The 14639-nt window shown below is 64.1% G+C and carries 10 protein-coding genes; 5 read left to right on the forward strand and 5 right to left on the reverse strand.

The window, feature by feature from the left end; all coding sequences use genetic code 11:
* Positions 1–94: 94 nt before the first annotated feature.
* Positions 95–1402 (reverse strand): UDP-glucose dehydrogenase family protein, encoded by a 1308-nt coding sequence (locus ACVMB1_RS06440; RefSeq protein WP_057020237.1) that lies wholly within the window; start codon positions 1400–1402, stop codon positions 95–97.
* On the opposite strand from ACVMB1_RS06440, the gene ACVMB1_RS06445 reads away from it, so the two are divergent.
* Positions 1401–3977, forward strand: a complete 2577-nt coding sequence (locus ACVMB1_RS06445; RefSeq protein WP_244558970.1) for a glycosyltransferase family 2 protein — start codon at positions 1401–1403, stop codon at positions 3975–3977. The two genes, ACVMB1_RS06440 and ACVMB1_RS06445, sit on opposite strands and share 2 nt — an antisense overlap.
* On the opposite strand, the gene ACVMB1_RS06450 is transcribed toward ACVMB1_RS06445, so the two are convergent.
* Together ACVMB1_RS06450 and ACVMB1_RS06455 are read right to left on the reverse strand one after the other, a co-directional pair.
* A complete protein-coding gene (locus tag ACVMB1_RS06450; RefSeq protein WP_310884993.1) occupies positions 3918–6473 on the reverse strand; it encodes a glycosyltransferase in 2556 nt (851 codons plus the stop codon). The genes ACVMB1_RS06445 and ACVMB1_RS06450 overlap by 60 nt on opposite strands.
* Before the next feature lie 25 nt (positions 6474–6498).
* Complete coding sequence (locus ACVMB1_RS06455; protein ID WP_225641897.1) at positions 6499–7425, reverse strand: hypothetical protein; 927 nt, start codon at positions 7423–7425, stop codon at positions 6499–6501.
* A gap of 194 nt (positions 7426–7619) precedes the next feature.
* Between ACVMB1_RS06455 and ACVMB1_RS06460 the strand changes: the two genes are divergently transcribed.
* From ACVMB1_RS06460 to galE, 4 genes are all read left to right on the forward strand, one after another.
* Positions 7620–8855, forward strand: a complete 1236-nt coding sequence (locus tag ACVMB1_RS06460) for a glycosyltransferase family 4 protein (protein WP_310884992.1) — start codon at positions 7620–7622, stop codon at positions 8853–8855.
* A gap of 15 nt (positions 8856–8870) precedes the next feature.
* Positions 8871–9533, forward strand: a complete 663-nt coding sequence (locus ACVMB1_RS06465) for a ParA family protein (RefSeq protein WP_028345280.1) — start codon at positions 8871–8873, stop codon at positions 9531–9533.
* A 219-nt stretch (positions 9534–9752) separates the two neighbouring features.
* Positions 9753–10382, forward strand: a complete 630-nt coding sequence (locus ACVMB1_RS06470) for a transglutaminase-like cysteine peptidase (RefSeq protein ID WP_456814159.1) — start codon at positions 9753–9755, stop codon at positions 10380–10382.
* Between the two features lie 552 nt (positions 10383–10934).
* Positions 10935–11930, forward strand: coding sequence for a UDP-glucose 4-epimerase GalE (gene galE / locus ACVMB1_RS06475; protein ID WP_456814160.1), 996 nt, complete (start codon positions 10935–10937; stop codon positions 11928–11930).
* Between the two features lie 100 nt (positions 11931–12030).
* Here the strand turns inward: galE and ACVMB1_RS06480 are convergent, their stop codons facing one another.
* Both ACVMB1_RS06480 and ACVMB1_RS06485 read right to left on the reverse strand, forming a co-directional pair.
* The gene (locus tag ACVMB1_RS06480; RefSeq protein ID WP_229190050.1) at positions 12031–13017 is read right to left on the reverse strand and encodes a UbiA family prenyltransferase; all 987 of its coding nucleotides are present in this window, start codon (positions 13015–13017) and stop codon (positions 12031–12033) included.
* Positions 13018–13053: 36 nt separating this feature from the next.
* Positions 13054–14631 (reverse strand): hypothetical protein, encoded by a 1578-nt coding sequence (locus ACVMB1_RS06485; protein ID WP_456814161.1) that lies wholly within the window; start codon positions 14629–14631, stop codon positions 13054–13056.
* Between the last annotated feature and the right edge of the window lie 8 nt (positions 14632–14639).

Raw genomic sequence — 14639 nt, forward strand, 5'->3', positions numbered from 1 at the left:
CGTCAGACAAGAAAAGAGCCTTGGTTCTGATTTGATCAGAACCAAGGCTCCAGGATTGAACGGGCCGGCGGCTATCGTTGCCAGGCGCGAGCGCTCAGCGCGGCCGACCGATGCTGTCGTAGGTGAAGCCGTGCGCGGCCATCTCGTCCGGACGGTAGATGTTGCGCAGGTCGACGACGACCGGATGCTTCATCTCCTGCTTGATGCGCTTGAGATCGAGCGCGCGGAACTGGCGCCACTCGGTCACGATCACCAGCGCATCGGCCTGGCGCGCGCATTCATAGGCATCCTTGCAGTACTCGATCTCAGGCAATTCCTTGCGCGCCTGCTCCATGCCAATGGGATCGTAGGCACGAACCTTGGCGCCGAAGTCGATCAGGCCGTTGATCAGCGGGATCGAGGGCGCCTCGCGCATGTCGTCCGTGTCGGGCTTGAAGGTCAGGCCGAGCACGCCGATGGTCTTGCCGCGCAGCTCGCCGCCGAGCACGTTGGCGACCTTGCGCGCCATCGCGCGCTTGCGGTTGTCGTTCGCGGTCAGCGTGGCCTCGACGATTTTCAGCTGGACGTCGTGGTCGAGCGCGGTCTTGAACAGCGCACGGGTGTCCTTCGGGAAGCAGGAACCGCCATAGCCGGCGCCGGCATGCAGGAACTTGGTTCCAATCCGGTTGTCGAGCCCGATGCCGCGCGCGACCTCCTGCACGTTCGCCCCGACCCTCTCGGAGAGATCGGCGATCTCGTTGATGAAGGTGATCTTGGTGGCAAGGAAGGCATTCGCGGCGTATTTGATCAATTCCGCCGTGCGTCGCGCGGTATAGAGGATCGGCGCCTGGTTCAGATAGAGCGGACGATAGACTTCGCCCATCACCCTCTTGGCCCGGTCGTCCTCGGTGCCGACGACGATGCGGTCGGGATGGCGGAAATCCTGGATTGCGGCGCCTTCGCGGAGGAATTCGGGGTTCGACGCAACGGCGAAATCGGCGTCGGGATTGGTTTCGCGGATCAGGCGTTCAACCTCGTCGCCGGTGCCCACGGGCACGGTCGACTTGGTCACCACCACGGTGAACTTCTTGAGCGCCGCGCCGATCTCCTTGGCAGCAGCATAGACGTAGCTCAGGTCCGCATGGCCGTCGCCGCGCCGCGAGGGCGTTCCGACAGCGATGAACACGGCATCGGCGTCCGCGACGGCGCCCGCGAGCTCCGTCGTGAAGGTCAGCCGTCCAGCCGCGGCGTTGGTGTCGACGAGCTTATCGAGGTCAGTTTCGTAGATCGGGATCTTGCCGCGCTTCAGGGCTTCGATCTTGCCGGCGTCCTTGTCGACGCAAACGACCTGATGGCCGAAATCGGCAAAACACGCTCCGGACACGAGACCTACATATCCCGTTCCAACCATTGCAATCTTCATGAATCCGCTCGTCGATCAGTGTGGAGAGGAGGAGTTAGCACTAGCACAATTGGCGCCGACAACGCCAAGTTTTATAACGCATAGTTTGTGTTGGAGGTCGGCGGCTTTTTGTGCAAACGGTGATCGCCCCAGTGCAGCTGAGCGCCCGCTAGTCACCTCGGGCGCACCATGGACACATTCTCAACTTGAAATCGACCGACATTCGAGCTGCCGTTTGAGGGTGGACATGAGCATGAAGACGATTAGCAAGCAGAAGCCCTCAGGAGCTGAATACGCGTCGTTGCAAACGCGGTTCTCCAGATCCGATCGCACGACGTTTTCCGGGTTTGTCTATGATCGCGCCGATCTCGGCCGGCGTTACACTGTCGACCTGCTCGTCGACGGCGAGCCATACATGTCATCATTGTGTGACGAGTTCGTAACAGAGCTTGCCGACGTCGGGATCGGCGACGCTCGATTTGGCTTTACGTTCAACGTGCAGGATCAGGTCAGCGCGAACGCCGGGATCATTGAGGCAAGGCTGGCAAATATCGGCACTCCCGTCGGTGCTCCGATTCGCTGCGATGTCGCTGCGCCGGAAGCGCGATGGCACCGGATCGGCGATATCGAGTGGGTCGGAGGTCTGCGCTTCGAAGGCTGGCTTGCTCAGGACATCGACGAGGACATCGAAATCCTGATCGCGCAACGCCCGGTGATGACCGTGAAGCCGACCGGGTGGACCAACGTTGCGCGGGGCGGCGAGTTCGGCGTAGGCCGCCGGATCGATTTTCATCTGCCCGAGCATTTTGCGGACGGTCGCATGCGCGGACTATCCGCGCGGACGATTTCGGGACGGAGCCTGATCTCGGAGCCGATTTCCTTCGTCGCTTTCGATCGCGGATTGGAGCAAACGCTCGCGGATCTCGGGCGCTGGGATAGCGAGCGGCTTCGTGGAGAGCTGTTCGACCGAGTGTTGCCGGCCTCGATGCCGTTTCACGCCTATCGCGGCTGGAAAGAGCGCTTCTCGCCGACGACACAATCTGAACAGTCTGATGTTGTATCCGAGGCGGCAGTCGTCCTGATCGGCGATGTCAGGGTGGACGAGAGCATCGAAAGCCTCGAAGCCCAACGGCACTCCGCTTGGTCGGCGGTGTCCCTGCCGGCGCGAGCGTTCAGTCAATTCGATCCGATGGCAGCGCGCGAGTTTGTCGACGGCGATGCCGCTGGCAGTGCGTTCTTTGTGTTTTGTCTGAGCGGAACGATCCTCGCGGAAGACGCCTTGCAGCGCTTCGCCGATCTATTCGCGTCCGAACCTGGCTGCGATATGGTCTATGGCGATGTCGAGGTCGCTGCAGGCGCCGGCGCTGTCTGGCCGCTGGCGTTCTCCGCATTCGATCTCGAACGCGCGCTCGAGCAGGGCTATGGGGCGTATTGTTTTGCGGTGCGTCGGGAGCCTGCCGTGGAAGCGCTGCGATCGGCGACGTCGCTCTACGACATCTTCCTTTGCTGCGCGGAGCCGGATCGAACCTATCATCTTCCGGGATCGATTGCGGCATTGCCGCGGATTGATGCATCGGCCGCAACCTCCGAACTGGTCGCCGCGAGCAAGGCGTATTTTGCCAGAGCCGGCATCGAGGCCAATGTCGAGCCTCGGAAAGCGGGTCTTCTTCCGGCTGTTCAGGTCAAGCGCGCCGTCGATTGGAGCGAGCGCACCACCATCATCATCCCGACCAGAAATCGCGCCGAGCTGCTCAAGCGATGCATCGAGACGGTCATGCCGGCGGCAAATGAGACGAACGCCCGGATCCTTGTCGTCGACAACAGCTCGACCGAGCCGGAAACGCTGGACTATCTGGACAGCCTGTCGGCGCAGGAAATCGACGTCATCTCGGTCGAGGGGCCCTTCAACTTCGCATTCATCAACAACGCCGCCGTCGCTTGCGTCGACACGGAGAACATCTGCTTTCTCAACAATGACGTCGAGGCGCTCGACGACAGTTGGTTGGCGGAGATGCTGTGGCGGCTCGCGGCTCCCGACGTCGGAGCCGTCGGTGCAAAGCTGCTCTGGCCGAGCAGCGTCGTGCAGCACGGCGGAGTGGTGCTGGGAGCCAATTTCTCGGCCGCGCACGCCTTCAACGACCGGATGGATGGTGATCCCGGCTATGGCGATTTGCTTCAGGTGGCGCACGAATGTTCGGCGGTGACGGGGGCGTGCCTCCTGATGCGCAAGCGCGATTTCGTGGCCGTCGGCGGCATGGACGAGATCCGCTTTCCGATCAGCTTCAACGATATCGATTTGTGCCTGAAGCTGCGCCAGCTCGGAAAGCGGATCGTGTTCACGCCGGACGCGAAACTCGTTCATCTGGAATCGGCAAGCCGCGGTCGCGATTCCGCGCCGGATCGCAGGGCACGCTTCAGGCGCGAGCTGTCGATCCTGCGCGCGAAATGGGGCGAGGTGCTGCTCGACGATCCCTATTACAGCCCACTGCTGGGGCTGGATTCGACGCCGTTCTCCTCGCTTGCATGGCCGCCGCGATCATGGAAGCCGCGTGCCAACCTGCCGCCGGTGTCGACCGCTCCTCCGATCGGGTTGTAGCAGGACGTCATCGACCGCCCAGTCGCGTACGGCAGCAATCGTTGCATCGGCATCAAAGCCTGGCTGCAGCTGCAGGTCCGTGCTTCGGCCACGTCCCGGACGAGTTGGACTCCATTCCGTCACGGCGATCGGCAGGCCGGTTGCCAGCAGCGCGTCCACCAACGGATGGCCAAACGCCGGTTTGCCGATGTCGAGAACCAATTTCGTGATGCCGTGACCTTCGATGAGCGTGGCGACGTCGTCGACGACAATATCGCCGGTGACGATGACATTGGTGCGCTGCATCAGCTTGAGATCGTCGAGGGTACTTCCCAGCACGATGATCTCGACGTCTTGGTCGGCGTCGGCCAGTTGATCGCTCAACGCTCGTATGAAGCGAAATTCCGCGGCGTTGGCGTGCAGGACCAGCAGGCCGAGACGCGCGGGGCCGCTCGCGGCGGGATACAGCGCCGGCGGCGCGGGCGGGTCGCTCAGCCTCACGGCTTGCAGGCCGAGAACCCCTTCCGAAAAGGCCGCGCCGTGGTCATCGATCGCAGTCACGCGCCGCGCCCCGGCGACCAGGCTTGCCCAGTCCGGATGAACGCCTGATCCAACCGCCGCGCGCGTTGCAAGCGCGGTGTCGGTGATCAGGAGGTCGTAGGCAAAGTGTTGCGTGAGCTGCGCCAGACATGCGCCGGGAATGCGGTTCGGCTCTGCGATCTCGAGCGATCGGATTCCGAGATCGGCGAGAGACTTCAGAAGAGCTTCGCGGCCCTCAGGCGTCGCAACGTCGAGTACGATCGACTGCGGCGCTCCGCCATCCGGATCGAACATCGCAGCCAGCTGGCGTTGTCCCTCGGAGCGGATCTGCACGACCACACCGTGCTGATCCTCTGCCGCCAACTGCCGGCAGCGCCTGATGGCAATTGCGCGGCCGGCGAACGAGCCGCACAGGATGACGGATGGGCCGATGGCGACCTGCTGGTTCGTGAGCAGCTTGAGCTCAAGCGCGGCCCGGCAATCGCGGAGCGGATCGGCAAGCAGGAATGCGGCGCAGTCCGTCGCATAGCGCCGGTAACGGTGTTCGAGAACGCGAAGATTTCGCATCACGAGCGAACGCTTCTCGCCCAGAAACGAGCGCGAACCCTCGTGTCCGACGAAAACCGAAGGAATGCAGACGTTGCGGAAGCCCGCCTCCGCCGCGCGCAGGCAGAAGTCGACGTCTTCGAGATAGCCGCGATAGAAGTCGTCGGAGAGCTCGCGCACGGCGTCGAGGCATTCGCGGGTAATGTAGAGGCAGAACCCGATGCCGTTGGGGATGTCGATGGCAATCCCGGAATTTGCCCTGCCTGCAAGTTCATCCAGCAATTCGATTTCGCCGGCCGCGGGCAGGGGATTTGACCGGTTCGGGACTGGAAAGCTGGTGTATTCGCCGTTGTTCGACAGCGGGGTCGCCGTGCCTACCCGCGGCGTCGCTTGCACGGCGCTGCGCAGGCGTTGCAGCGCGTATTTCGGCACGATCGTGTCCGAGTTCAGCAGCACGACGTCGCCGGCGCCGGTCTCGCCGAGCGCCCGGTTGACCGCGCCGACAAAGCCAAGATTGTGCTCGTTGGTCAGGAGCCTGATGCGGAATTCGGCGGCGAGCTCATTGAGCAGGTGCTTGATGTCGGGCTCGGGCGACGCATCATCCACGACGACGATGGTCGAGCCCGGCGTGCAGGCGAGCGCATTCAACGCGCTGTCGATGCAGGCTCGCGTTGCGGCCAGATCCCGGTATACCGGGATGATGATGGTGAGCGGAGGGGGTTCGCCGTTTCGAAGGCGAGCCGGCCGGCGTGGTGCGGTCCGATGATCCGGAACGCGGTTGGCCGGGAGTTGAACACTTGCGATCACCCGGTCCGCCTGCGTGATCTGCAGGCGCTGCGAGGTCGCGGATGCGGGCCGGATCAGACGGAAGCTCGCAGCCTGTCGCCCGTCACGCGCGAATCTGTGGCGTGGATCGGCGGGAAGCTGGATCGTGCTGGATTGATCCGCCTGCGCCAGCGAAAGGTGCGGGTCGTCCGGCCCGCGCCACGTCACCCATCCCTTCACCTCTTCATCGAGAAAGTCGATGCGGGCGCAGCTGTCCTGGCCGCTCTGTTCGAGCAGAAGGAGGGCGCTCCTGACCGAATCCGGATCGTCATCACGCCGCGTGACGCTTCGCGCCGCCTCGATCTGCTGAAGGTCGTCGCCCCAAGCCATCATTCGCCGGGCAGCGACCAGATCGTCCGGCTCGAGCTCGAGCGCCCTCGCCACGCTGGCGATGGCCGCATCCCTGAGATCGAGATGAAACAGCGCTTCCGCGCGCAGCAGATGGGCGCGAGCGCCCGGATGCGGCAGGATCCGGCAGCGGCGGTCGGCGAGCGCGAACGCCAGGCGGAAATCACGCGCCTCGAGCGCCCCGACAGCGGCCCGCTCGAGATCGACGTGGTGGAGCGTTTTGGACGTAAAGGCGATCCTGCGCGCGTCGGCGGTCAAGTGGCGCCCTTATCTGCCCGCATGGTCAGCCTGCCGTCTTGACGGCGCCCTGCCGGCTCCGGAACACGCGCACCCGTCCCTCGAGGCGGGGTCCGTCCTGGTGCGGCATCGGAGTGGCGGGTTCGACGCGCCTCGGCTGCTGGGGCGCGAGAGGGGCTGCCTGCACCCGGCGCTCCTCGAGGTTGAGCTTGAGGCCCACCAGCGGTTCCCGTCCGGAAGGGCCCGACACCACAATCCGGTTCCCGGTGACCCGCAGGGTCGGAGCCCCCAGGAAGATGGTTTCAGCCGCGATGGCGTAGCGATCCGCGCCGGGACCCGAGGCCTCCAGCGAGAACCCCGTGATGGCCAATGCGCGTCCCCGGGTTCCGGCAAAAGTTCCGAGAGGAACGAACTGGTTGTCGCCCCGCTGCGGCCTAGCGAACTTGACGGCATATTGCAGCTGGAGATCCCGCGGCTTGTTGGGCCATTCGAGGGAAATTCCCTCGATCCGGGCCGGCGCGGACGGTCCGGCAATCCAGACATTCGAGCCGACGGTCACGTCGCCCAGGCCCGCGACATGCGCGAGCAGCTTGAGGTCGCTCAACTCGCCGGGGCCGGCCTCCGGCTCGAACATGTCGAATGGCTGGCTGGCCGGCTGCTGCTCAGCCGCCTGTCCCTGGGTCAGCGGCTCGATCTTGATATTGGCGGCGGTCGACCCGCCGACGCGCCCTGCCGTGACCTCGACGATCAGGCGGCTCGGTCGGGCGACCGACACGACCAGCGCGGTCTCGGGCGCGAACAGGGTTCCATTGACCACGTCCGGTCCGGTAATGATATTACAATTGTTAAGACTGGCGCGATCCGCGTATACGCGCACCACCGGAGGTGACACCTTATCATCTGCGCCATTGTATCGAACCAGGAAGAGACCCCGTGCCAGATCAATGGTTTTCTGCTGAATCTGTTCGTTCATTGTCGCCTGCGAGCCTAACGGAATGGATTGGTAAGTCTCCTGCAGTGTGCCCCAAAAATCTGTGTGATAGAAGGGGGCTTAATGTTAATCCGGTAAGATAGTTTCGCTCGCCAATCGATGACATACCGCCGGTGATGATGCAGACCCTGACCCCAATCGAAGACCGCGCGGCCGGGGGGCGCGCTCGCCCGCCAATGAACGTCCTGTTCGTCCACAATAACTTTCCGGCCCAGTACCGCCACATTGCGCGCGCGCTCGCAGAGCAGCCCGGCAACAGGGTCGTTGCCGTCGGTTCATCGACCGCCAGCACGACGCCGGATATCCGGCTGCTCAAATATTCGACGACCAAGACGGATTCCGCGGTCGTCCATCCGTTTGCCCGGCGCTTCGATGTCGAATCGCGGCGTGCCGAAGAGGTTCTGTACGCGCTGTCGTCGCTGTCGGGGCAAGGCTTCGTGCCCGACCTGATCTTCGCGCATCCCGGTTGGGGCGAGACGCTGCCGCTGCGCACGATGTTTCCGCGCGCGCGGATCATCCTCTATTGCGAATTCTACTACGGTGCCGAGGGCAGGGACGTCGGCTTCGATCCCGAGTTTCCCATGACGGGCCTTGATGGCAACGTCGCACTCCATCTGAAGAATGCGACCACGCTGCTGGCGCTCACGGAATGCGATACGGGCGTCTCGCCGACGCCATGGCAGAGGTCGACCTTTCCCGCCGAGTTTCAGAGCAAGATCGAGGTGATCCACGAGGGCGTCGACACCGACGAGGTGAAGCCCAATCCCGTCGCGCGGTTTCAGCTTCCGAACGGTGCGACGCTGTCGACGGACGACGAAGTGATCACCTACGTCTCGCGCAACCTCGAGCCGGTGCGCGGATTCCATATCTTCATGCGGTCCCTGCCGAGGATACTCGCCGCGCGGCCGAATGCGCAGGTTGTGATCGTCGGCGGCAGCGGGACATCCTACGGGGCGAACCCGCCCAAGGGTTCGAGCTGGAAGTCGATGTTCCTGGACGAGATCAAGTCGGATATCGACCTGCGCCGGGTGCATTTCCTCGGCCGGATTCCTCGGGAACCGTATCTCGAGCTGCTGCAGATTTCCTCGGTGCACGTCTATCTGACCTATCCCTTCGTGCTGTCCTGGTCGCTGCTGGAGGCGATGAGCGCGGGATGTGCGGTGGTGGCATCCGACACCGCCCCGCTTCGCGATATCATCTCGGACGGCAACGGCCTGCTGGTGCCGTTTTTTGATATTGATGCGCTGTCGGATCAGGTACTGTCGGTGCTGTCACGGCCCAAGGCCTTCAAGAAGATGCGGATGAAGGCGCGCAGCTTCGTGCGGGACAATTACGACGCAAAGCGGGTCTGTCTGCCCCGGATGCTGACGCTCGTTGATGAAGGTGTCCTCCCGCGCACGTACGGGGGATAACGCCAGGAGTTTGCGATGCCGCTTGTCATCTCGGTTGCCCAGCGCAAGGGCGGAGTCGGAAAGACGACCCTTGCGGTCTTGCTCGCCGCAGAACTGGATCGGCGCACGGGCGTGGTGGGACTGGTCGACGCCGACTCGCAGGCGTCCGCGTGTCACTGGGCCGAGCCCGGCAATCTGTCGTTCCCCGTCTACCAGCTTGATCCGGAAACCCGGCCGGTCGCCGAATGGGCCAAGCTGATGCGCCAGATTCCGCATCAGATCATCGTCGTGGACTCCGCGCCGAACGATCGGGTGCTGGGCGCGGTGCTCGCGGTCGCCAATATCGTGCTGATGCCGTGCACGCCGTCCGGCCTTGACATCGAGGCCACCGCGCGGACGCTCGACATCGTGCGGGAAGTGCGCGCCACGCGGCGAACGGCGCTCCGCGCCATGATCGTGCCGAACCGCGTCGACCAGCGCACGCTCGAAGGCCAGCAGCTGATCGAGGAGCTTGATACGCTCGACGAGGAGATCGGGCCGATGATCGGCAGCCGCTCGGCCTATGTGCGCGCCGTCGCCTTGGGGCAATCGGTCGCCGATTTCGCCGGCGGGACGCCCGCGGATCTCGAGATCAAGATGCTCGCCGATCTCGTGATGAGCTGGTGCGGGATCGCGCCCAGGCAGCGGGTGGCGATTTAACAGAGCGCGCCGGCGGCTTCACGACAGGCCAACCATGCCGGCATGGGAACGAAAGAGTTCGGGCCGCAACCGGCCCTTGACCTGACGGCGGCGCCCCGCAGGCTTGGTTAACGGATTGCTCGCGCACACCCTCGCATTTGAAACAAATGCCGCCGCGCGCTTGAGCCCAAGCTCAAGACATTTCCCGTACATGCTTCCCGTCACTGTGGGGAGTGATGAATGTACAACGTCAAGAGAGTGATGGCCCTGGTTCTGGCCGTCCTTGCGCTCGGGACAAGCGCACAGAACACCCAGGCTGGAATGGTCGGCTTCCCGCTGCCGCTGCGCGGCGTGATCGAGAAGATCCGTTTCAGCGAGCCGACGCTGGCGCCGATGGCCTACACCATGTTCTGCATGCGCTATGCCGACGAGTGCAAGCCGAAAGCCCGCGTCCGGATGGTGTTCCGCGGCGGCGCCACACGCCTGACCAAGCAGCGAATCGCCGACCTGATCGAGGTCAACGCTTCGGTCAATCGCAGCATCGTGCCACAGCGCAACGAACGCGGCCTTGCCGGCGAGGAATGGGTGATCAATCCGGCGCGCGGCGATTGCAACGATTATGCAGTCAGCAAGCGCCACGAGCTTTTGGCGCGCGGCTGGCCGATGCGCGACCTTCTGCTGAGCGAGGTTGTGACCTCCTCCGGTGAGCATCATCTCGTGCTGGTGGTCCGCGCCAAGGGTGGAGACATCGTGCTCGACAATTTGAATGCGCAGATCCGCAGCTGGTCGCAGGCGCGTTATCGTTGGGTCAGGATGCAGACCCCGGCGAACCCCGACCACTGGGCTGGCGTCGCGCAGGCCCGCGCCTGAATTCCTGAACGAGCCCCATCGATCGAAAATGGCGCGGCGAGACATTTCGCCGCGCCATTTTCATATGAGGGATGACCGCAGGGTCGCTGTGATCTCATCCGGAACGATTGGAGGCATCGACGGTTGACCCCGGTTCAACCCATCGAGGCATCGACATGAAGCTGGCCGGCCTTGTCACAACAGCGACGCTGGTCGTCGCCCTAGCCACACCGGTGCTTGCACAGGGCACCGGGCAGACCACGCAGGGCACAACACGCTATTCGATCGATGGACCGGGCGGTGGTGTTCCGACATCGCGGCCGCAGGCGACCCAGCCGGTCCCGCCGGCAACACCGGCTTACCCCTATGGCAGAGCGTCGCGGCACGGGCCGCCGGTCGGTCAACGGACCAACGTGCCGCTGGGGTCGCGCTGACCGTCGCTTCGGCTGCAAATCCGTTCAGTCTTAACGCTATTCCCATCGTCATTTTGCCGCCTCGGACGGAATGTCGTACCGATGCGATCACTGCGCCGGTTGAGGCGCGGGATTGGTTCGCGCAGGGCGAAATTTTCAGATGGCGAGCAGGGGTTCAATCCTGATCACGGGTGGCGCGGGATATATCGGATCCCATTGCGCCAAGGTGGTTGCCGAGGCCGGATTTCTGCCGGTGGTCTACGACAATTTGTCCACCGGTCACCGCGATTTCGTGCGATGGGGACCGCTCGTGATCGGCGACGTCGCCGACCATGACAAGATCGCCGCCACCATCCGCTACCACAACGCGCTCGCCGTGATGCATTTCGCCGCGTTCAGTGCGGTCGGCGAGTCCGTGGCGGATCCGCAGAAATATTTCACCAATAACGTTGCCGGCACGCTCGGCCTGCTGCGCGGCATGCGGGAGGCGGGTTGCGACCGCCTGGTGTTCTCCAGCACCGGCGCGGTCTACGGCAACGCCGGCCGCGATCCAATTCCCGAGAGTGCCGCAGGTCCGACCGTCAATCCCTACGGCCGCTCCAAATTCATGATCGAGCAGATCCTGGCCGACTACCGCGCGGCCTATCGGTTCAACTCGGTCTGTCTGCGCTATTTCAATGCCTGCGGCGCCGACGCCTCCGTCACCATCGGCGAACTCCGCGATCCCGAGACGCATTTGATTCCGCGCGCGCTGATGGCGCTGCTGGGGCACGTGCCGGACTTTGCCATCTTCGGCGAAGACTATGACACGCCTGACGGCACCGCGGTGCGCGACTACATCCATGTCGATGACCTCGCGAGCGCCCATATCGCGGCGCTCGAGCTGCTGCTGAGTGGCGACGCCGGCGGCGTGTTCAATCTCGGCACCGGCACCGGCTATTCGGTGCGCCAGGTGCTCGACGCGATCCGCGCCGAGACCGGTGAAGCGGTGCCGAGCGTGGTGCGCGAGCGCCGGGCCGGCGATCCGCCGATCCTGGTGGCCGATCCCTCCAGGTCGGAGCGCGGCCTCGGCTTCAAGGCCAGCCGGTCCGATCTCGGCTACATCATTCGCTCGGCCTGGGCCTGGCATCAGAAGGCGCATCCGCGCCGGCGGTAGAGCATGATCCGGAAAAGTGCGAAGCGGTTTTCCCTCGCGACAAACGCGGAACGCGTTTGCGCGGAGATCATGCTCAAATAACGATCAAGCCGCGAGAGGCTCAGTTCAATGTGATGTAGTGCTGTTCGGCCAGCCGCGCGAGGAACGGCATGTCGACAAGGCTTGCCACCAGGAAGACGGCGACCAGCGCCAGCACGAGCAGCATCAGGCCGCGCTCGCCATAGAGCTTCTCGGGCTTCTGCGCCGACGACCCCGGCGACGTCGACATCGAGAAGTAGGTGGTGAACAGCATCACCACCAGCGGCATCGCCAGGACATACTCGATACGGTACTTCACCAGGAACACCGAGAGGAAGAACACCGAGAACAGCGAATAGCTGAGGCACGAGGCCGTCAGCGACACCTCGGTATAGTGCGCGAAGCTAGCGCGGTAGCGCGCCAGAAGCTCCTTGCCATGGGACGCGGCAATCTCGCGATATTCGGACAGCCGCTTGGCCGCCATCAGGAACGCGCCGCCAAACCAGTAGCACAGGATCACCGAGCCCGGCGGCAGCGAGGTCGGATCGATCATCGCCCAGCCGATCAACAGCCGCAGCGGATTGTTGACGGATTCCGAGATGACGTCGAAATAGGCCTTGTCCTTGCTCCGGAGCGGCGGGACATTGTAGACGATGCCCTGCACGGCGAAGATGCCGGTTGCGAACAGCATCAGGCGGCTGCTCGCAGATGCGCAGACGAGGCCGAGCGCGACCAGCAGCAGCCACTCTAGCCCGATGATCTTGCCGTCCATCGCGCTCTGCACCGCGGAGCGCTGCGATTTGGTCGGGTGATGCCGGTCGAAGTCGCGGTCGAACCATTCATTGATCACATAATTGGCCGACGCGATGCAGATCGCGGCCACAAGGCCGAGGACGATAGCGCTTGCGATATGCTCGCCTCTCGGGCCGCGCAACAGCCAGGCAAGGACAATCCCGGGAACGATGAAGATGTGCTTGGTGCTGTGATCGAGCCGCAGGATGGAAAGATACTGCCCGATGCTTGCGGCCGGCGGCTTGCCGGCTTCGACCTTGCTGTCCATCAGCGCCATCGCGCGGTCCTTTTTCTGTCGTCGTTGATCGATCGCCTAGTTGAGGAGGTAGACGTCGAAACTCTCGTCGGTCTTGGCGGGGCCGAAGCGGCGCAGCATCGTGGTCGCTTCGCGGAAATCGCGGATCTGCGCCGCTGAGGCACGGAACGTCCGCCAGTCCTTGCCTTCGTCGTAGGTCCGGTCGGGCGTGATCTCGTCGAGCCGGTAGGCCAGCAGGATGATGACGGGCGCGCGGGTCGTGTCGCGAAGCTCGCGGCCAAGGCGCAGGGTCTCGCCGAGATCGCTGTCCATCTTGCCCTTGCGCGAGAAGATCACGACGCTGCCGAATTTATGGTCGCGCGCGAGATAGATCCGGTTCTTGACGTAGTAGGGCAGCGCCTCGACCAGCCATTCCGGCTCGGCGAGGATCACTGCATTGGTGAGATCGGCGCGCGAGGCGATCAGGCGGCCGAGATCGGCGCTGCGGCTTGCGACCACGCCGGTCACCGCGTTGCGCAAATCGTTGATGCCGGCGGCGGTCTGGATCGCGAGCACCAGCAGCAGCGACCCGCGTCCGATCGCCGGCAAGCGCCGGTCGAGCCATGCGCGAGAGCCGGATGGCGCGGTGACCCGGCTCCAGCCGATCCAGTAAAGCGCGATCAGGAAGCTCAGCCAGACCGCGGCATGTCGGTAGGCACCGTTGGCGGCGACGGCGAAGAACAACGACGTCAGCAACAGGGCGGCGATGGCGGCGAGAAACGCCGGTCGCCGCGGCAAGAGCCCGAGCGTCGCGCCGAACAGCAGCACCGATCCCGCGACCCCCGGCAGCAGATTGGCAAACAGCGCGCCCAGCGACGTCGCGCCAGGGTTCACCAGGGACAGGATTGCCGCCGCGAGTGGTGACTCGTGCGACCAGTCCCGGGCCGCGGCGTCATTATAGGTCGGCAGCATCGTCACCGCGCAGATCACGACGCCAATCGTCGTTATCGTTGCATTGATCGCGAAATTGGTGAGTTGCGGCGACCAGCGCCAGTCACGGCTCCCTCGGGTCTCGAGCAGGTCGAGCAGCCAGAACAGGAGGAATGCGCCGGCCATGATCGCGCCGACGACGTTGGTGTTGGCGAGCAGGAACAGCAGCGCGCCGAGCAGCAAACCACGGTCGCGGTGGGCCCGATAGCAGGCCGCGATCGCGAACAGGAACAGGGCCGAGATGCCGTAATTCCTCGCCATCACGACATATTCAAACAACAGCGCATGGCTCGTGATCAGCAGCAGGACCAACGGCCGCGGGAATGGCGACCGGAAGATCAGCAGTGCGACCGTGATGAGCCCGACCATGAGGGCGACGGCGGGCAGCACCTCGACCCGATCGAATACGGCATGCACGCCGCGCAACAGAAGGTACCAGAGGGCAGGGTGGCCCTCGCCATGCAACCCTCTCAGCATGGCGACCGGATCGTCGCCGTTCCGGGCAATGGTGAGCGCCCGGACCTCGTCGCGCCACATCACGTGACGGCCGATCTGGAAGCCGACCAGCGCGACCCATCCCGCGAGGAGCAGGACGTCCGGCCAGGATCGGCGGTCCCGCTTGGGCGCGAACAACCACTGGTCCAGGATGGGCAGAGAACGGGTCAATGAATCCT

Source organism: Bradyrhizobium sp. USDA 4504 (genome assembly GCF_054063995.1).

Coding starts and splice junctions, on each gene's coding strand:
- ACVMB1_RS06480 (WP_229190050.1), bottom strand. CDS start 13,017: ATGGCGCTGATGGACAGCAAGGTCGAAGCCGGCAAGCCGCCGGCCGCA.
- ACVMB1_RS06455 (WP_225641897.1), bottom strand. CDS start 7,425: ATGAACGAACAGATTCAGCAGAAAACCATTGATCTGGCACGGGGTCTC.
- ACVMB1_RS06470 (WP_456814159.1), top strand. CDS start 9,753: ATGTACAACGTCAAGAGAGTGATGGCCCTGGTTCTGGCCGTCCTTGCG.
- galE (WP_456814160.1), top strand. CDS start 10,935: ATGGCGAGCAGGGGTTCAATCCTGATCACGGGTGGCGCGGGATATATC.
- ACVMB1_RS06445 (WP_244558970.1), top strand. CDS start 1,401: ATGAATCCGCTCGTCGATCAGTGTGGAGAGGAGGAGTTAGCACTAGCA.
- ACVMB1_RS06440 (WP_057020237.1), bottom strand. CDS start 1,402: ATGAAGATTGCAATGGTTGGAACGGGATATGTAGGTCTCGTGTCCGGA.
- ACVMB1_RS06460 (WP_310884992.1), top strand. CDS start 7,620: ATGAACGTCCTGTTCGTCCACAATAACTTTCCGGCCCAGTACCGCCAC.
- ACVMB1_RS06465 (WP_028345280.1), top strand. CDS start 8,871: ATGCCGCTTGTCATCTCGGTTGCCCAGCGCAAGGGCGGAGTCGGAAAG.